Source organism: Streptomyces ziwulingensis (assembly GCF_039542605.1).
Taxonomy (GTDB): Bacteria; Actinomycetota; Actinomycetes; order Streptomycetales; family Streptomycetaceae; genus Streptomyces; species Streptomyces ziwulingensis.
This window is the reverse complement of the sequence record NZ_BAABIG010000018.1, coordinates 15,088-33,014: the sequence shown is the minus strand read 5'-3', so window position 1 is coordinate 33,014 and position 17,927 is coordinate 15,088. Positions and strand designations below refer to the sequence as shown.

The following is a 17,927-nucleotide window of genomic DNA, read 5'->3' as shown; positions in this document are numbered from 1 at the left end:
CATGAACTCGAACTACGCCGTCCCCGCCGTCGCCCTCGTCGTCGTCGCCACCGTCCTCGTCGGCGCCTTCGGCCTGCGCATCTCCCGCACCACCTCCGACTTCTACGTCGCCTCCCGCACCGTCGGCCCCCGCCTCAACGCCGCCGCCATCAGCGGCGAGTACCTCTCCGCCGCCTCCTTCCTCGGCATCGCCGGGCTGGTCCTCGTCCAGGGCCCCGACATGCTCTGGTACCCGGTCGGCTACACCGCCGGCTACCTCGTCCTGCTGCTCTTCGTCGCCGCCCCGCTGCGCCGCTCCGGCGCCTACACCCTGCCCGACTTCGCCGAGGCCCGCCTCGCCTCCCCGGCGGTCCGGCGCCTCGCGGGCGCCTTCGTCGTCGGCGTCGGCTGGCTCTACCTGCTGCCCCAGCTCCAGGGCGCCGGACTGACCCTGACCGTGCTGACGGCGGCGCCCGACCGGCTCGGCGGTGTCATCGTCGCCGTCGTCGTCACCGCCACGGTCGCCGCCGGCGGCATGCGCTCCATCACCTTCGTACAGGCGTTCCAGTACTGGCTCAAGCTCACCGCCCTCCTCGTCCCCGCCCTCTTCCTGATCCTGGCCTGGCAGGCCGACGGCGCGCCCAGCCGCCCCTTCGACGAACCCGCCACCTTCCGCGACCAGCGGGCCGTCCGCGTCGAGGACACCCTCACCCTGAAGCTGGACGCCCCGCTCGCCGTCACGGCCGACGGCACCGTGGACGGCCGGGCGCACGAGGGCACCCGGCTGCGGCTGCCGGCCGGCACCCATCGCATCGCCGCCGGCACCCGCCTGACCTTCGCCGCCGGCACCCCCGTCCCCGCCGCCGGCCGCGGCGTGGACGACGCCCTCTCCCCGTCCCGCGCCGAGAGCCGCGCCGAACGCCCGCTCTACGCCACGTACGGGCTGATCCTCGCGACCTTCCTCGGCACCATGGGCCTGCCGCACGTCGTGGTCCGCTTCTACACCAGCCCGCACGGCGTCGCCGCCCGCCGCACCACCGTCGCCGTCCTCGGCCTGATCGGCGCCTTCTACCTGCTGCCGCCCGTCTACGGCGCCCTCGGCCGCCTGTACGCCCCCGAACTCACCCTCCCCGGCGACGCGGACGCGGCCGTACTGCTGCTGCCCGAGCGCGTGATCGGGGGAGCCGGCGGCGATCTGCTCGGCGCGCTCGTGGCGGGCGGCGCCTTCGCCGCCTTCCTCTCCACCGCGTCCGGACTCACCCTGGCCGTCGCGGGCGTCCTCACCCAGGATGTGCTTCCCGCCCGCGGGGTCCGGCACTTCCGGCTCGGCACCCTGCTCGCCATGGCCGTGCCCCTGGCCGCCAGTTTCCTGGTCGGCGGGCTGCCGGTCGCCGACGCCGTCGGCCTGGCCTTCGCCGTCTCCGCCTCCTCCTTCTGCCCGCTGCTCGTCCTCGGCATCTGGTGGCGGCGGCTGACCCCGCCCGGCGCGGCGGCCGGCATGCTGGTGGGCGGCGGCTCCGCGCTGCTCGCCGTGGCCGCGACGATGGCCGGCCTCCCCGGCGCCGGCCCGCCGCACGCGCTGCTGGCCTGGCCCGCGCTGTGGTCGGTGCCGCTGGGCTTCCTCACCATGGTGCTGGTCTCGCTGGCCACACCGGGACGGGTACCGGCCGGGACGGCGGCGGTCCTGGCCCGCTTCCACCTGCCGGAGGAACTCCGCCGCGGCCCCCGCGCACGGCCCGACGACCCCCGCCCGCGATCCGACGAACAGCCCTCGGAGGCCACGCCATGAGCGGATTCCTGGCGGGCCTGTGCGTCGCCGTCCTCCCGCTGCTCGCGGCGGGGTTCTGGCTGGGCCGGCGCACCGCCCGCCCCGAGAGCCTCGGCGGCCTCGGCACCCCCGTCGAGCACGCCACCTTCCAGACCCTGCACACCGCCTCGCTCGCCGCGCCCCCGCTGCGGGCCGGCCTGACCGAGGAGACCGCCCGCAAGTCCGCCCGCACCCTGCGCTCCCTGCTCGGCACGGACGCGCTCTGCCTGACGGACACCAAGGAGGTCCTGGTCTGGGACGGTGTGGGCGCCCACCACCGCACCGAGATCATGGAACGCCTCGCCGGACCGCTGGAGACCGGCCGCGGCGAGGCGTTCCGGCTCACCTGCGACACCCCGGACTGCGCGGCACGCTGGGCCGTCGTCACCCCGCTCACCGTCGACGACCGGGTCCTCGGCACGCTGGTGGCCTGCGCGCCCCGCGAGTCCGCGGTGCTCGTCAGGGCCGCCGGCGAGGTCGCCCGCTGGGTCTCCGTGCAGCTCGAACTCGCCGACCTCGACCAGTCCCGCACCCGTCTGATAGAGGCCGAGATCAGGGCGCTGCGGGCGCAGATCTCCCCGCACTTCATCTTCAACTCGCTCGCGGTGATCGCCTCGTTCGTGCGCACCGACCCCGAGCACGCCCGGGAACTGCTCCTGGAGTTCGCCGACTTCACCCGCTACTCGTTCCGCCGGCACGGCGACTTCACCACCCTCGCCGACGAGCTGCACGCCATCGACCACTACCTGGCGCTGGTGCGGGCCCGCTTCGGCGACCGCCTCGCCGTCACCCTCCAGATCGCCCCCGAGGTGCTGCCGGTCGCCCTGCCCTTCCTCTGCCTCCAGCCGCTCGTGGAGAACGCCGTCAAACACGGGCTGGAGGGCAAGGCCGACAAGTGCCACATCCAGCTCACCGCGCAGGACGCGGGCGCCGAGGCCCTGGTGGTCATCGAGGACGACGGCGCCGGCATGGACCCCGACCTGCTGCGCCGCATCCTCGCCCGCGAGGTCAGCCCGTCGGGCGGCATCGGCCTGTCCAACGTCGACGACCGGCTCCGCCAGGTGTACGGCGATGAGCACGCACTTGTCATCGAGACCGCGGTCGGCGCCGGCATGAAGATCACCGTCCGGCTGCCGAAGTACCAGCCGGGCGTCCACTCGGCGACGGCCCGGCCGAGCCGCGCCTGAAGCCGCTAGGTGCTGCGGGTCGCGACCATCCCCAGGGTGATCAGCCCGAGGACGACCCAGCCGAACCACAGCCAGCCGTTGCTGCCGAGCGCCACCGTGTAGGCCGTCACCGCGACCAGGCCGCCGATGGTCAGCGCCCCCATCGTCTTCGTGGAACTGTCCGTGGAACCGGGCATCGCGACACCCTCCTCATGGTCCGTTCCCCTCCATGGTGCCCTTGTTCCGGCTCCGCACGGCGCGAACGACGAGATGCGTGCGCGTTTTCCGCTGCCCGGCGCCGGCCCGCGAGCCCGCTTCGTACGGAGAAGGACCGAATCGGCAGCCGTGCGGCGCCGCGTCCCGGGGCGCGGACCGGGACGGCCGCGGTACGGGCCCGGGCGAGCGCGACCCGTACGCCCGGTCGGGTGAAAGCGAGCGGCGGTCACCCCCCGCGCGCCTCATGCCGCGGCACGGCGCCGCCGCTCAACCACCGCGGGTGTTCAGTGAGGCCAGGTAGGCGTTGTACGCCTGGAGCTCCTTGTCGCCGTCCCGGTCGGCGGCCCGGTCCTTGCGCCGCGCCTGCCGCTGGTCGGAGGCGTGCCACTGGAACAGCAGCGCCAGCAGCACCAGGACGGACGGCACCTCACTGAACGCCCAGGCGATGCCGCCGGCCGCGTTCTGGTCGGCGAGGGCGTCCACGCCGAGCGAGGCGGGCGGGTTCTCGAAGGTGCCGACCATGGGGGCGGACGCCATCATCAGCGCGATACCGAAGAAGGCGTGGAAGGGCATGCCCGCGAACAGCTCCAGCATCCGCATCAGGTAGCCCGGCCGGTGCGGGCCCGGGTCCACGCCCATGATCGGCCAGAAGAAGACCACGCCGACGGCGAAGAAGTGCACCATCATCGCCAGGTGCCCGGCCTGGGAGCCCATGAGGAAGTCGAACAGCGGCGTGAAGTACAGCGCGTACAGGCTCGCGATGAACAGCGGGATGGTGAAGACGGGGTGGGTGATGATCCGCATGTAGTGGCTGTGCAGCAGCATCAGCAGCAGCTCGCGCGGCCCCTTGCGGCCCCGGGCGGCCGGCGGCAGCGCGCGCAGCGCGAGGGTGATCGGGGCGCCGAGCAGGATCAGGATCGGCGAGACCATGCTGATCACCATGTGCTGCACCATGTGCACGCTGAACATGACCATGCCGTAGTCGTTGAGCTTGGTGCACATCATCAGCGCGACGCTCAGCACACCGGCGGCGAAGGCGACGGTCCGCCCGACGGGCCAGGCGTCCCCGCGCCGGACGAGCCGGACGACACCCCACCCGTAGAGCGCGAGCCCCAGCACGCAGGCGACCAGGAAGAAGGGGTCCGCGGACCATCCCAGCCCCCGGCCCAGCGTGAACGGCGGCAGATCCGACATCATGCCGTGCCCGCTGTGATCCATCCGCCGGCTCCGTTTCGTGGGGGTTGAGCGCCGTCTGTCCGCACCAGACTAGAACGGCCCCCGGCCACTTCCGTGACCGGGGGCCGTACTACCGCGACCTCACAGCGCGCAGTCCGCCTCCGCGAACCGCGTGTCCGGAACCGTCTTCAGCGTCTCCACCGCCTCCGCGAGCGGCACCATCACGATGTCCGTCCCCCGCAGCGCGGTCATGTTCCCGAACTCACCCCGGTGCACCGCCTCCACCGCGTGCCACCCGAACCGCGTCGCCAGCACCCGGTCGTACGCCGTCGGCGTCCCCCCGCGCTGCACGTGCCCGAGTATCACCGGCCGGGCCTCCTTGCCGAGCCGCTGCTCCAGCTCCAGGGAGAGCTGCCGGGCGATGCCGGCGAACCGCTCGTGGCCGTAGACGTCCTTGCCGCCCTCGTCGAAGGCCATCGTGCCGGTCGCGGGCTTCGCCCCCTCCGCGGCCACCACGATCGCGAACCGCTTGCCCGCCGAGAACCGTTCGCCGACCTTCGCGGCCAGCTCCTCGATGTCGAAGGGCCGTTCCGGCACGACCACGGCGTGGGCGCCGGCCGCCATCCCGGAGTGCAGTGCGATCCACCCCGTGTGGCGGCCCATGACCTCCACGATCAGCACCCGCTGGTGGGACTCGGCGGTGGTCTTCAGCCGGTCCAGGGCCTCGGTGGCGACCGTGACGGCCGTGTCGAAGCCGAAGGTGACGTCGGTGCCGGCGATGTCGTTGTCGATGGTCTTCGGCACCCCGACTATCGGCAGGCCGTTGTCGGAGAGCAGCCGGGCCGCCTTCAGCGTGCCCTCGCCGCCGATCGGGATGATCGCGTCGAGACCCAGCTCCCGCACATGGCCGCGGGCCCGCTCCACACCGTCCCGCAGGTGCTCGGGACGGACCCGGGAGGAACCGAGGATGGTGCCGCCGCGGGCGAGGATGCCGCTGACCGCGTCCAGGTCGAGCTTGAGGTAGTCGCACTCCAGGAGGCCCTTCCAGCCGTCCCGGAAACCGATGACCTCGTCGCCGTGGTCGACCACGGCACGGTGTACGACGGACCGGATGACGGCGTTCAGGCCGGGACAGTCGCCGCCGGATGTGAGGACACCAATGCGCATAGCCCGAATACCTTCTCGATGGGGGCCGGGGACCGGACCGCGCTGTCCGGCTCGGACCCCGCCACCCTAGCGGCATGGCGGGGCAGGTCCGTACCTCGCGTCCGCCTGCTGGACGTGCCCGCTCACCTGTGCGGACGGGGCATCAGAAGGGCCGCCGGCGCGCGGGTGGACGAGCGCCGGCGGCCCGTGGACCGGGGGGTTACGCGGGCTGTTCGGCGGCGTTGATGCGTTCGGTGCGCAGGGCCTCGTACCAGCGGTCGTCGGTGGGCGGCAGCGCGTTCACGTCGAGCGCCAGCTTCAGCAGCAGGTCCGCGATGAGCGGGTTGCGGGCCAGCACCGGGCCGTGCATGTAGGTGCCGAAGACGGTGTCGTTGAACGCGCCCTCGGTGCCGTCGCCCGCGCCGTTGCCGTTGCCGAAGCGGACCTGGGCGAGCGGGCGGGCGGTGGGGCCGAGGTGGGTGACGCCCTGATGGTTCTCGAAGCCGGTCAGCGGGGGCAGTCCGAGGCGGGGGTCGATGTCGCCGAGGACGTCCCCGACGCAGCGCGCGCCCTCGCCGCGCACCGAGACCACGTCGAGCAGGCCGAGGCCGGGCTCGCGCTGGCCGAGGTCGTTGACGAACTCGTGGCCGAGGATCTGGTAGCCGGCGCAGACCGAGAAGACGATCGCGCCGTTCTCCACCGCCCGCTGCAGCCCGCCGTCGCGGCGCAGCCGCTCCGAGGCGAGCCGCTGCGGGCGGTCCTCACCGCCGCCGATCAGGTAGATGTCGCCGGAGGTCGGGATCGGCTGGTCGCTGCGGACGTCGAGCCGGGCCACGTCCAGACCGCGCTGCCGGGCGCGGCGCTCCACGACGAGCACATTGCCCTGATCGCCGTAGGTACTGAGCAGGTCGGGGTAGATCCACACGATCCGCAGTTGGTTGTCGCTCACTTCAGGTCCCCTACAGGAGTCGTGGTCAGTTGCCGACGCGGCGGCGCAGATCCTGGAACGCGGTGTAGTTCGCGATGACCTCGACCCGGCCCGGCGGGCACTGCTGGACCGCCTGGTCGAGGTTGTCGCACACCTGGAACTGCTGGTTCGCGACTTCCAGACGGACCGCGAGGTCCAGCTTCCGGTCGCCGACCACGCAGATCGGGTGGCCGGTCAGACGCGTGTAGTCGACGTCCCAGAGCCACGAGGTGTCGGTGCCGTCGGCGCCGCGCGCGTTGACCGAGAGGATCACCGGCGCGGGCGGCGGGTCGATCAGGGAGAACGTCTCCAGCCAGCCCGCCGGGTTCTTGGCGAGCAGCAGCCGCAGGTCCCGGCCCTGGAACTGGACGACGTCGTAGCGCCCGGCGACCGCCTGCACCTGGTACATGCGCTCCAGCGCGACCTGCGGCGGCACCCCGAAGACGGCCGCGACGGCCGCCGAGGAGGCGGCGTTGGCCTTGTTGGCGCGGCCCGGGAGCTGGAGGTGGATCGGCCAGGCGGAGCCGTGCGGGTCGATGACGTGGTCACCGGAGAGCGCCCAGCTCGGGGTGGGGCGGCGGAAGCCGCACTCGCCGCAGAACCAGTCGTCGCCCGGACGCTGCATCACCCCGCCGCAGGACGGGCAGGACCAGGCGTCGTCCTTCCACATCTGCCCGGCCGCGACCCAGATCACGTTGGGGGAGGAGGAGGCGGCCCACACGACCAGCGGGTCGTCGGCGTTGGCGACGATCACGGCCTTGGAACCGGCCAGTCCCTCGCGCCAGTTCTCCGCGAGCATCCGGGTCTCGGCGGCCCGGTCGAGCTGGTCGCGGGAGAGGTTGAGCAGCGCGATGCACTTCGGGTCGGTGTCCCGGGCGACGCCGGCGAGGTACTTCTCGTCGACCTCGATGACGCCGAACCGGGACTCCGAGCCGCCCGCCAGCGCCGAGGTGATACCGGCCGGCATGTTGGCGCCGAGCGCGTTGGAGACGACCGGCCCGGCCGCCTTGAGCGCCTCGGCGATGAGCCGGGTGGTGGTGGTCTTGCCGTTGGTCGCCGAGACGAGAGTCACGTCCAGGTGCTGGGCGAGCCGGGCGAGCAGGTCGGGGTCGAGTTTCAGCGCGACCCGGCCGCCGATCACCGAACCACTCCCGCGCCCCGCGGCCCGGGATGCCGCCGCGACCGCCTTGCCCGCGGTCACGGCCAGCTTGGCCCGCGGCGTGAGCGGGTCCGAGTTGCCTGCCATCAGTTCTCGATCCTCCTTGCGTACGCGCCGCGCCTGAAGCCTGTGGAGCCTGTACGGCCACGTGGTGTGGACTGCAGCCTATCGAGATCCATTCGCTCTCCCGAATCCGCGGCCCGCACCTGCGCGCCGGGGCGGGGCCGAGGTGACCGTACCCTTGCGCCCATGCGACACGGCCCGATCCGGGGCGCCCGCGGGCGCGTCCGGCCAATGACCCTGCTCGGAGACACGGTACTGCGCGAGTCGTGCCGGGAGGTCACCGAGTTCGGCTCCGAACTCTCCGCCCTCGTGGAGGACTTGTTCGCCACCATGTACGCGGCCCGCGGCGTGGGCCTGGCGGCGAGCCAGATCGGGGTGCCGCTGCGGGTCTTCGTCTACGACTGCCCCGACGACGAGGACGTGCGTCACCTGGGGCATGTGGTCAATCCGCGGCTGGTCGAGGCCGGCGGGGTGGTGGTGCGCGGCCCGGAGGGCTGCCTGTCGCTGCCGGGCCTGGAGGCCGGGACCGAGCGGTACGACCACGCCGTCGTCGAGGGGGTGACCCTGGCCGGCGAGCCGGTCACCGTGTCCGGGTCGGGGTTCTTCGCGCGCTGCCTCCAGCACGAGTGCGACCACCTGGAGGGCCGCCTCTACGTCGACCGCCTCTCCGGGTGGCGGCGCCGGCGGGTGGAGCGGCAGGCGGCCAGGGCGTCCTGGAGCCGACGGGAACCGGACACGCCCTAGTGGGGCGTGTTTCGCCTTAGAAGCCGGGGCCGCCGGTCCGGTCGTCGGCCGCCGCCAGCCGGCCCCAGAGCAGGTCGGCGAGGCTGTGCACCAACTCCTGCCGCGGGCAGGGGCGTTCGCCGAGCCACCAGTCGCCGGCCGCGTGCATCATGCCGACGATGCCGTGGCCCCACACCCGGGCCAGTTGCTGGCTGCCCGGTCCGAGGTCGAGGCGCTCCTCGATCACCTGGGCCAGTTCCTCGCCCATGCGGCGCAGCAGTGGCGCGGAGTGCTTGCCGACGTCGAAGCCCTGGGTGATGCCGCCCTCCGCCGGGTGCATCAGGAACCGGTACACCTGCGGGCGGGCCTCGATGGCGGCCAGGTAGGTGTCCAGGGTGGCCTCGACGCGCTGCCGCCGCTCCGCCGGGGCGTCCAGCGCCGCCCGCAGCGAGTCCAGCAGGGCGTCGGTGTGCCGCTGGGCGAGAGCGGCGTAGAGGCCGCCCTTGTCGCCGAAGTGGCGGTAGAGGATCGGCTTGGTGATGCCCGCCTCGGCGGCGATGGCGTTCATCGAGGCGTGCGGGCCGTCACGGAGCACCACCCGGTCGGCGGCCTCCAGCAGCTCACGCCGTCGGCTGTCGGCGGACCGCTGTTGATCGGTCCGCTGAGTGGTGTCCATGGTCTCTCCCCACCTGTGCTGATTCGGTGACGCCTGCGCAAAATAGCACTGACCGTCCCCTCATGATCGAACGGGCTGCCGACGGCCGGAGGGGAGTTGACTTTTCCTACCCGTCGGTAACAGACTGCCTGTTACCGCAAGTAACACGCATTGTGCCGCTGGAGGGGTCATGGCCGAGTTCACCATGGAGCTCAACGACGAACAGAAGGAGGTCCGGGACTGGCTGCACGGCTTCGCCGCCGACGTCATCCGTCCCGCCGCCGCCGAATGGGACGAGCGTGAGGAGACTCCCTGGCCGGTCATCCAGGAGGCCGCCAAGGTCGGCATCTACTCGCTCGACTTCTACGCCCAGCAGTACTTCGACTCCACCGGCCTCGGCATCCCCATGGCGATGGAGGAACTGTTCTGGGGCGACGCGGGCATCGCCCTGTCGATCGTCGGTACCGGCCTCGCCGCCGTCGGCGTCCTCGCCAACGGCACCGAGGAGCAGATCGGTACCTGGATCCCGCAGATGTACGGCGACGCGAGCGACGTGAAGGTCGCCGCCTTCTGCTCCTCCGAGCCCGACGCCGGTTCCGACGTGGCCTCCATGCGCACCCGCGCGGTGTACGACCAGGCCAAGGACGAGTGGGTGCTCAACGGCACCAAGACCTGGGCGACCAACGGCGGCATCGCCAACGTCCACGTGGTCGTCGCGGTCGTCGACCCGGACCTCGGCTCCAAGGGCCACGCGTCCTTCATCGTCCCGCCGAACACGCCCGGTCTCGCCCAGGGGCAGAAGTTCAAGAAGCACGGCATCCGCGCCTCGCACACCGCCGAGGTCGTCCTCGACGACGTCCGCGTCCCCGGCTCCTGCCTGCTCGGCGGCAAGGAGAAGCTGGACGCGCGCCTCGCCCGGGCCCGGGAGAAGGCCAGGAAGGGCGGCGAGCGCGTCAAGAACGCGGCGATGGCCACCTTCGAGGCGTCCCGCCCGGCCGTCGGCGCGATGGCGGTCGGCACGGCACGGGCCGCGTACGAGGTGGCGCTGGAGTACGCGCAGACGCGGCAGCAGTTCGGGCGGCCGATCATCGACAACCAGGGTGTCGCCTTCCAGATCGCGGACATGCGGACCTCCATCGACGCGGCGCGGCTGCTGGTGTGGCGCGCGTCCTGGATGGCCATCAACGGCAAGCAGTTCACGGCCGCCGAGGGGTCGATGTCCAAGCTGTTCGCCAGCGAGACGGCGAAGAAGGTCACCGCCCAGGCGCTCCAGATCCTGGGCGGCAACGGGTACACCCGGGAGTACCCGGTGGAGCGGATGCACCGGGACTCCGCCATCTACACGATCTTCGAGGGAACGAGTGAGATCCAGCGGCTGGTGATCGCCCGCACGCTGTCCGGGATGCCGATCCGGTAGCGCGGAGCCGGTCACCGGTGCCGGAGCGGGGTGAGCTGCTCGATGTCGTACTTGGCCCGCAGCGCCTCGATGGCGGTGTGGTCAGGTTCGCCCCCGTATCGGAGGATCTCCAGGAGTTCCTCGAAGTAGCGCTCGTGGTCCGGGGGCGGGCTCGCCTGGAAGAACATCTTCGCGGGGGAGTCCGTCGGATTCGCGAAGGCGTGGGGGCAACCGGGGGGCACGACGATGACCGTGCCCGGGGTGGCGCGCACCACCCGGCTGCCCGCGTCCGACTCCCAGTGCCGCCAGTTGTCCGGCGTGCGCACCCGCGGCTCGAAGGCGAGCACGTCCAGCTCGCCCTCCAGTACGTAGAACAGCTCCTCGCTGCGGGTGTGCACGTGCGCGCCGACGTCGAAGCCCGGCGGCACGATCACCTCGAACGTCGACGCCATGCGCGAATGCGAACCCGTGACCTTGAAGGTCACGTGCTGGGCCGGCGCCTCCACCACCCGGCCGTGACCGGGCGGCACCAGCAGCCCCTCCGTCGCCGTCATCGCTCCCTCACCAGGTGACCGGCAGGGCTTCGGGCCCCCGGATCAGCGCGCCCTTCTTGAAGGGCACCTCCTCGGGCGGGACGGCGAGCCACAGGCCCGGCACCCGGTCCAGGAGCGCGTCGACCAGCAGCTCGGACTCCAGCCGGGCCAGCATGCCCCCCGGGCAGTAGTGCGGGCCGAACCCGAAGGCGACATGCGGGTTCGGGCCGCGGGAGAAGTCGATCGCCTCCGGGTCCGGGAAGACCTCCGGGTCGCGGTTGGCGGCCAGGTACGACACGTAGACCGCGTCCCCCGCCCGGATCCGCACGCCCCGGACCGCCACGTCCTCCAGGGCGATCCGGGAGAGCCCGACCGCGTTGCGGTGCGGGATCCAGCGCAGCAGTTCGTCGATGGCCCGGGGCCGGATCTCCGGCTCGGCGCGCAGCCGGGCGGCGAGTTCGGGGCGGGTCAGCAGGGTGTAGAACATCTGCCCGCTGTTGTTGGTGACCGCCTCGCCGCCGATCTGGAGCAGCACCGCGAGCCCCACCGCCTCGGCCAGCGTGATCCCGCCCCGGCCCACGGCGGCACCGAGCAGCGAGGACACGTCCTCGCCGGCGCTGTTCTCGCGCAGGCCGATCAGATCGGCGAAGTAGGCGCCCATCTCCTGTTTGGCCCGCTCACTGACGTCCGCGCCGTGCGAGGAGGACAGGATGAGCTGGGTCCAGGTGTGCATGCCGTGCCGGTCGGCGGCCGGGACGCCCATCAGCTCGCAGATCACCGCGATGGGGAAGGGGCTGAGGACCGCCTCGGTGAGGTCGGCCGGCGGCCCCTGGGCCAGCATCGCGTCGATCAGCCCGTCGAGCATGGCCCGCGACTGCTCGCGGACCCGCTCCACGCCCCGCGCCGTGAAGGCCGCCGCCACCGACCTGCGCAGCCGGGTGTGGTCGGGCGGGTCCAGGAAGCCGACCGCGCCGCGGGCCGGGATGAAGTGCGGTGCGAGCCGGGTGACCGGCCGGTCCATGACCGGCTCCCGGCCGAACCGGGGATCGTTGGTCACGAACCGCACATCGTCGTAGCGGGTCACCAGCCAGGCCCAGCCCTCGCCGTTGGGCAGCGAGATCCGGGTGAGGGGCCCCTCGGCCATCAGCTCGCGCAGTACCGGGTCGAAGTCGGTGCCGGGCAGGTCGGGGACCGGCCAGTCCCGGACGGGCGGCGCGGTCCGCGGGATCGTCTCTTCGCTCACGTTCGTCTCACGCTCTGGGTCTCGTCGGCGGTCTGCCACCGGCCCAGCGTCATCTCCGCGGTGATGCCCGGACCGAAGCCCGCCATCAGCCCGCGGGCCCGTTCGGGTGCGCCGCCCTCGTCGAAGAGCCGGCGCAGCGCGTCCAGGACGACGGCGCTGGCGATGTTTCCGTACTCGGTCAGTGTTGCCCGGCTGAACCGGAACGCATGCGGATCGACCTGGAGGAACTTACTCAAGTCGTCCAGAATCCGGGGGCCGCCCGCGTGCACGACGTAGAAGTCCAGGTCGGTGGCGTCCCAGCCGTGGTTGTCGGCGAGCTGGACCAGCGCGGGGGCGAGGGGCTCCATCGTGGCCGGCACCCGCTTGTCCAGCAGGAAGTGGAAGCCGGTGGCCTTCACGTCATACATGATCCACTCGGCGGTCTTCGGGATCAGGTACGAGCCGTTGCGCTCCAGCCGGACACCGGTGCCGCCCCGGCCGCGGACGACCGCGGCGGCGATGCCGTCGCCGAACAGGCCGTTGGAGAGCAGCGAGCCGATGCCGATGTCGGTGGGCTGGTAGCACAGCGAACAGAACTCGCAGGCCACGATCAGCGCGTTGGCCTCGGGGTAGGCCGTGCAGAAGTCGTGGGCCCGGTTGATCGCCGCGCCGCCGGCCGCGCAGCCGAGCTGGGCGATGGGTATCTGCCGCGTGGTGCTGTCGAAACCCATCTCGTTGATCAGCCACGCCGTGAGCGAGGGCATCATGAACCCCGTGCACGAGACGTAGATGATCACGTCGATGTCGGTGGGCAGGACTTCCGCGTCGTCCAGGGCGCGCCGGATGACCGCCGGGACGCGTGCCTTGGCCTCCGCCTCGTAGAGCTTGTTCCGCTCCTCGAAGCCGGGGTGCTTCAGGGTCTCCTCGATGGGCTGGACGATGTGCCGGGTACGTACGCCGGTGTTCCTGATCAGCCGGAGGGCCAGCGGCAGTTGCGGGTGGTCGGCGTGGCGCTCGCGCGCCAGCTCCAGCGTCTCCTCCATCGTGATCACATGCTCCGGAACGGACACCGAGGGTCTGCACAAAGTCGCCATACCGTGCCTGCTTTCGCCTCCCGGAAGGCCCTGCGCCCCCCGGTCAGAAAGTGGTGCACCCCTGGGGGTGTTCACCCAACGATCACCCGGCGGGACGCCGATCTCTCGCCGGGCTACTCCGTTACGGGGACCCTGTGGGTGTGGGACCTTGACCACAGGCCCCGGGCGACGGAGGAGACGATGGCGACGACGGCACGGCAACTGCTGGAGAAGACCACCGGGAAACTGGCCCCGGACCCGGCCGCCAACCGGTTCGTGCCGCTGCTGGCACGCGGTGCGGCGGGCAAGGAGACACTGGCCGCGCTCGCCCTGGAGCAGCGCTGGGTGATCGCCGCCGACCACCGCGCCTTCCAGTACCTGGCGCACCGGGCGGCGGGACGGCCGGAGACCGCCGCGTGGTTCACCGCGCTGGCCGAGGGGGAGGCGGCGGCCGGACGCCACCTGGAGGCGTTCGCCGCGGCCTGCGGGGTGCACGAGGAGCGGACGGTGGCGTACGCGCCGCTGGCGGGCTGCCAGGCGTACCCGGCGTACGTGGCCTGGCTGGCGCTGAACGGCTCACCGGCGGAGACGGTCCTCGCCGTGCACGCCAACTTCTCCGCCTTCGGCGGCTACTGCGCGACGATCGCCGCCGCGCTGCGGCGCCACTACGGGTTCCCCGAGGACGCCTGCGCCTTCTTCGACTTCTTCGCCGAGCCCGCGCCCGAGCTGGAGCGGCGGGCGACGGCCGCGGTGCGGGAGGGCCTGGAGGCCGGCGGCCTCGACGAGGGACTCGTACACCGCTACGGGCGGCTGCTGCAGTCGTACGAGGCGATGTTCTGGCACACGCTGTGGGAGCTGGAACGGCCCTAAGTGGAGCGGCCCTAGGTGGACCGGTCGCTGCTGTGGGCGATGCAGGCCACGTCGATGCGGTCGGCCAGCTTGGCCAGCTCGATGGTGAGGGCCGCGACGGTGTCCTCGTCCAGACGCTCCTCGCCGGTCTCCACCAGCCGCAGCCAACGGCCGCCCATCGTGCGCAGCAGTTTGCTCACGTCGGCCGCGGCCACCTGGAGGGTGCCGCGGTCGTCGACGATCAGGGGGAGGGTCACTTCGCGGGTCACAGAAAGGGATCGTAGCCGCGCGAGCCTCACGCCCCGTGCCATACGGTGGTGATGTTGCAGAACTCCCGGATTCCGTGCCCGGACAGCTCACGTCCGTAGCCCGACCGCTTCACCCCGCCGAACGGGAACGCCGGATGGGAGGCCGTCATCCCGTTGACGTAGACGCCCCCGGCCTCCAGGTCCCGGACGAAACGGTCCACGTCGGCCTCGTCCCGCGTCCATACGTTGGAACTGAGACCGAAGTCGGTGTCGTTGGCGAGCAGCACCGCCTCGTCCAGGTCGGCGACGCGGTAGAGGGTGGCGACCGGGCCGAAGGTCTCCTCGCGGTGGATGCGCATCTCGCGGGTGATGCCGGAAAGCACGGTCGGCGGGTAGTACCAGCCGGGGCCCTCGGGGCGTTCGCCGCCGCACAGGACGGTGGCGCCGCCGCGCACGGCGTCCTCGACCAGTTCCGCCAGGTCCCGCACGCCCTGCTCACTGGAGAGCGGGCCCACGTCGGTGCTCTCCTCCATCGGATCGCCGACCTTCAGCGCCTTCATGCCGGCGACGAACCGCTCCGCGAACGCGTCGTACACGTCGGTGTGCGCGAGGAAACGCTTGGCGGCGATGCAGGACTGCCCGGCGTTCTGCACCCGCGCGGTCACCGCCACCTCGGCGGCCCGGCCGACGTCGGCCGACGGCATCACCACGAACGGGTCGCTGCCGCCCAGCTCCAGCACCGTCTTCTTGATCATCTCCCCGGCGGTGGCGGCGACCGCCCGCCCGGCCGGCTCGCTGCCGGTGAGGGTGGCGGCCCGCACCCGCTCGTCGCGCAGGATGTCGTCGACGGCCGCCGAGCCGATCAGCAGGGTCTGGAAGCAGCCCTCGGGGAAGCCCGCGCGGTGGAACAGGTCCTCCAGGTACAGCGCGGTTTGGGGCACGTTCGAGGCGTGCTTGAGCAGGCCGACGTTGCCCGCCATCAGCGCGGGCGCGGCGAAGCGCACCACCTGCCAGAGCGGGAAGTTCCACGGCATCACCGCGAGCACCGGGCCGAGCGGCCGGTAGCGCACCAGCGCCCGGGAGCCGCCGGAGTCCTTCACGTCCGCCTCGGCCGGCGTCTCGTCGGCCAGCAGTTCCGCCGCGTGGTCGGCGTACCAGCGCATCGCCTTGGCGCACTTCGCGGCCTCGGCGCGGGCCTGCTTGACCGGCTTGCCCATCTCGGTGGTGATGACCCGGCCGATCTCGTCCTGGTCGCCCTCCAGCAGGTCGGCGGCCCGGTGCAGCAGCCGTGCCCGTTCGCCGAAGGAGGTCGTCCGGTAGGTCCGGAAGGTGGCCTCGGCGAGCTGGAGCCGGCGTTCGATCTCCTCCTCGCCCATGGCCTCGTACGTCTGGACCGTCTCACCGTTGGCCGGGTTGACCGTCGCGATGGGCATGGCTGACCTCCCTTGCAGAGCGGGGCTGTGTCTCCACCTTCGCGCCGGGCACGGCGTGCCGCGCGCCGAAGGACGTCCCTCAGGCCGAGTGCTCCGCCAGGCGGTCGAGAAACGCGGTCTGCGCCGTGACGATCACCTCGCGCGCCCGGTCGAGGGAGAGCCACGCCACCCGGTCCAGCTCCGGGAACTCCTGGATCCGCCCCGACCTCGGCGGCCACTCCATGCGGAACGTGCCGGGGACGACCGCCGCCGGGTCCAGGTCCGCCTCCACCGCCCAGACCGTGACCAGCTTGCCGCCGGACTGGCGGACCTCGCCGAGCGGGACGGCGTCGTCGCCGTCGGGCGGCTGGAGCCCCAGCTCCTCCTGGAACTCGCGGCGGGCCGCGTCCCACGCCGGTTCGTCGTCCTCGTACTCACCCTTCGGCACGGTCCAGGCGCCCCGGTCGCGCCGGGCGAAGAAGGGGCCGCCCAGGTGGCCGAGGAGCACCTCCACACCCTCGCGGGTGCGGCGGAACAGGAGCAGGCCCGCGCTGCGTCTCACGGCCGCACCCCCGGGTGGGCGGCGAGCAGTGCCTCCACGGTGTCGGCCTCCTCGGGGCGCTTGTCCTCGCGGTGGCGGAGCACCCGGGCGAACCGGAGGGTGACGCCGGCCGGGTACCGGGTGGAGCGCTGCAGTCCGTCGTAGGCGATCTCCACGACCAGTTCGGGGCGTACGGTCACGCCCCAGCCGTACTCCTCGACGGCCAGTTCGCCCAGGCGCGCGGTCTGCCAGGCCAGCATCGCGTCGGTCAGTCCCTTGAAGGTCTTGCCGAGCATCACGAGGGAGCCGTCGGCGGCGCGGGCGCCCAGATGCAGGTTGGAGAGCTTTCCGGTGCGGCGGCCGTGGCCCCACTCGGCGGCCAGGACCACCAGGTCGAGGGTGTGCACGGGCTTGACCTTCAGCCAGGACGCGCCGCGCCGGCCCGCGCTGTAGGGGGCGTCGGTGCCCTTGACCACCACGCCCTCGTGACCGCGCGCCAGCGTGTCCGCGAGGAACCGCTCGGCCGGGCCGGTGTCCCCGGCTCCCGTCACGAGCGTCCGGCGCACCCGCATCGGCTCCGGCACCAGCCGCGCCAGTTCCGCGTGCCGCTCGGCCAGCGGCAGATCGAGCAGGTCACGGCCGTCGACGCAGAGCACGTCGAAGAAGACGGGGGAGACGGGGACCGTCCGCGCGGCCGTGGCGACGTCGGTACGCGAACCGACGCGCCCGGCGGTCTCCTGGAAGGACCGGGGGCGCCCGTCGGCGTCGAAGGAGAGCACCTCGCCGTCCAGGACGAACCGCTCGTCCGGCAGCGACAGCGCGGCCGCCGTCACCTCCGGCAGGCGGTCGGTGATGTCGTCCAGGGTGCGGGTGTACAGCCGTACGGTGTCGCCGTCGCGGTGCACCTGGACACGGATGCCGTCGAGTTTCTCCTCGACCGCCGCGACGCCCAGCTTCCCGACCGCCTCGGCCACCGAGGACGCGCTGTGCGCGAGCATCGGCAGCACCGGGCGGCCGACGGTGAGCCGGAACCGGCCGAGCGCCCGGGGGCCGTCGGCGAGCAGCGCCTCGGCCACCGTCCGCAGGGAACCCGCGAGCATCACCGCCCGGCGCACGTCCGCCGAGGCCGCCCCGGTGGCCTGCGCGAGACCCTCCGCGGCGACCGCGTCCAGCGCGCCCTGGCGGACCTCGCCGGTGAGCAGGCCGAGCAGGAAGCGCTGCTCGTCCTCGGTGGCCGCGCCCATCAGCTCCCCGACCAGCCGGGTCCGCTCGGCCTGCGAGCCGGGGCCGGAGACGGCCGCGAGACGGGTCAGCCGGTCGTCCACCTCGCGCACGGTGAGGGACGGCTCGGCGGCCGGGTCGACGCGGGCGCCCAGCACCTTCCAGCCGACGCCGATCCGGCCCTGCGGGAGCCGCCCCGCGAGGTACGGGATGACGACCGGGACGTCCGCCGCCTCCGCCTCCCGGAACAACTCGGCGAGCAGGGCCGTCTTGCGGGACCGCGCCGAGGTGGCGGCGACCTCCTGGGACACACGGGCCAGCCGGGCAAGCAGCATGCAGTCATGGTGCACCGGGAGCGCCCCTCCCACACCTGGT

Annotated in this window: 18 protein-coding genes; 5 read left to right on the top strand and 13 right to left on the bottom strand. The window is 72.6% G+C overall.

The window, feature by feature from the left end; all coding sequences use genetic code 11:
- Window position 1 precedes the first annotated feature (1 nt).
- On the top strand, window positions 2-1,768 hold the full coding sequence (locus ABEB00_RS08940; RefSeq protein ID WP_345618571.1) for a sodium/solute symporter: 1,767 nt from the start codon (window positions 2-4) through the stop codon (window positions 1,766-1,768).
- A complete protein-coding gene (locus ABEB00_RS08935; RefSeq protein WP_345618569.1) occupies window positions 1,765-2,973 on the top strand; it encodes a sensor histidine kinase in 1,209 nt (402 codons plus the stop codon). The genes ABEB00_RS08940 and ABEB00_RS08935 overlap by 4 nt, the downstream gene beginning before the upstream one ends.
- Window positions 2,974-2,978: 5 nt before the next feature.
- Here the strand turns inward: ABEB00_RS08935 and ABEB00_RS08930 are convergent, their stop codons facing one another.
- From ABEB00_RS08930 to ABEB00_RS08910, 5 genes are all read right to left on the bottom strand, one after another.
- A complete protein-coding gene (locus ABEB00_RS08930; RefSeq protein WP_189869884.1) occupies window positions 2,979-3,149 on the bottom strand; it encodes a hypothetical protein in 171 nt (56 codons plus the stop codon).
- A gap of 286 nt (window positions 3,150-3,435) precedes the next feature.
- Window positions 3,436-4,386 carry a cytochrome c oxidase assembly protein gene (locus ABEB00_RS08925; protein ID WP_345618565.1) on the bottom strand — a complete coding sequence of 317 codons (951 nt, stop codon included), beginning with the start codon at window positions 4,384-4,386 and terminating at the stop codon, window positions 3,436-3,438.
- Between the two features lie 99 nt (window positions 4,387-4,485).
- On the bottom strand, window positions 4,486-5,511 hold the full coding sequence (locus tag ABEB00_RS08920; protein ID WP_345618563.1) for a 6-phosphofructokinase: 1,026 nt from the start codon (window positions 5,509-5,511) through the stop codon (window positions 4,486-4,488).
- A gap of 199 nt (window positions 5,512-5,710) precedes the next feature.
- Window positions 5,711-6,439 (bottom strand): type 1 glutamine amidotransferase, encoded by a 729-nt coding sequence (locus ABEB00_RS08915; protein WP_345618561.1) that lies wholly within the window; start codon window positions 6,437-6,439, stop codon window positions 5,711-5,713.
- Window positions 6,440-6,464: 25 nt separating this feature from the next.
- Window positions 6,465-7,703, bottom strand: coding sequence for a MurT ligase domain-containing protein (locus ABEB00_RS08910; protein ID WP_345618559.1), 1,239 nt, complete (start codon window positions 7,701-7,703; stop codon window positions 6,465-6,467).
- 162 nt (window positions 7,704-7,865) lie between these two features.
- Here ABEB00_RS08910 and def point away from each other — a divergent pair, with 162 nt between their 5' ends.
- The gene (gene def, locus ABEB00_RS08905; protein ID WP_345618556.1) at window positions 7,866-8,423 is read left to right on the top strand and encodes a peptide deformylase; all 558 of its coding nucleotides are present in this window, start codon (window positions 7,866-7,868) and stop codon (window positions 8,421-8,423) included.
- Between the two features lie 16 nt (window positions 8,424-8,439).
- Here def and ABEB00_RS08900 read toward each other — a convergent pair whose 3' ends face one another.
- On the bottom strand, window positions 8,440-9,078 hold the full coding sequence (locus ABEB00_RS08900) for a TetR/AcrR family transcriptional regulator (protein ID WP_345618554.1): 639 nt from the start codon (window positions 9,076-9,078) through the stop codon (window positions 8,440-8,442).
- A 169-nt stretch (window positions 9,079-9,247) separates the two neighbouring features.
- Here ABEB00_RS08900 and ABEB00_RS08895 point away from each other — a divergent pair, with 169 nt between their 5' ends.
- Complete coding sequence (locus ABEB00_RS08895) at window positions 9,248-10,474, top strand: acyl-CoA dehydrogenase family protein (protein ID WP_345618552.1); 1,227 nt, start codon at window positions 9,248-9,250, stop codon at window positions 10,472-10,474.
- 11 nt (window positions 10,475-10,485) lie between these two features.
- Here the strand turns inward: ABEB00_RS08895 and ABEB00_RS08890 are convergent, their stop codons facing one another.
- Genes ABEB00_RS08890 through ABEB00_RS08880 form a run of 3 tightly spaced genes read right to left on the bottom strand, consistent with a single transcriptional unit; the run spans window position 10,486 to window position 13,302 of the window.
- Window positions 10,486-11,007: a cupin domain-containing protein gene (locus tag ABEB00_RS08890; protein WP_345618550.1), complete on the bottom strand. Its 522-nt coding sequence runs from the start codon at window positions 11,005-11,007 to the stop codon at window positions 10,486-10,488.
- A 7-nt stretch (window positions 11,008-11,014) separates the two neighbouring features.
- Window positions 11,015-12,229 (bottom strand): cytochrome P450, encoded by a 1,215-nt coding sequence (locus tag ABEB00_RS08885; RefSeq protein WP_345618548.1) that lies wholly within the window; start codon window positions 12,227-12,229, stop codon window positions 11,015-11,017.
- Window positions 12,226-13,302: a type III polyketide synthase gene (locus ABEB00_RS08880; RefSeq protein ID WP_345618546.1), complete on the bottom strand. Its 1,077-nt coding sequence runs from the start codon at window positions 13,300-13,302 to the stop codon at window positions 12,226-12,228. Before ABEB00_RS08880 ends, ABEB00_RS08885 begins: the two co-directional genes overlap by 4 nt.
- A gap of 180 nt (window positions 13,303-13,482) precedes the next feature.
- Between ABEB00_RS08880 and ABEB00_RS08875 the strand changes: the two genes are divergently transcribed.
- Entirely contained in the window at window positions 13,483-14,151 is a 669-nt protein-coding gene (locus tag ABEB00_RS08875) for a thiaminase II/PqqC family protein (RefSeq protein ID WP_345618544.1), read from the top strand.
- Window positions 14,152-14,162: 11 nt separating this feature from the next.
- Here ABEB00_RS08875 and ABEB00_RS08870 read toward each other — a convergent pair whose 3' ends face one another.
- The 4 genes from ABEB00_RS08870 to ABEB00_RS08855 all read right to left on the bottom strand — a co-directional run bounded on the left by ABEB00_RS08870 (window position 14,163) and on the right by ABEB00_RS08855 (window position 17,887).
- The gene (locus tag ABEB00_RS08870; RefSeq protein ID WP_345618541.1) at window positions 14,163-14,399 is read right to left on the bottom strand and encodes a DUF6213 family protein; all 237 of its coding nucleotides are present in this window, start codon (window positions 14,397-14,399) and stop codon (window positions 14,163-14,165) included.
- Between the two features lie 26 nt (window positions 14,400-14,425).
- Complete coding sequence (locus ABEB00_RS08865; protein WP_345618539.1) at window positions 14,426-15,811, bottom strand: NADP-dependent succinic semialdehyde dehydrogenase; 1,386 nt, start codon at window positions 15,809-15,811, stop codon at window positions 14,426-14,428.
- 79 nt (window positions 15,812-15,890) lie between these two features.
- Window positions 15,891-16,352 (bottom strand): NUDIX hydrolase, encoded by a 462-nt coding sequence (locus ABEB00_RS08860; RefSeq protein WP_345618537.1) that lies wholly within the window; start codon window positions 16,350-16,352, stop codon window positions 15,891-15,893.
- Entirely contained in the window at window positions 16,349-17,887 is a 1,539-nt protein-coding gene (locus tag ABEB00_RS08855) for an ATP-dependent DNA ligase (protein ID WP_345618535.1), read from the bottom strand. Before ABEB00_RS08855 ends, ABEB00_RS08860 begins: the two co-directional genes overlap by 4 nt.
- Between the last annotated feature and the right edge of the window lie 40 nt (window positions 17,888-17,927).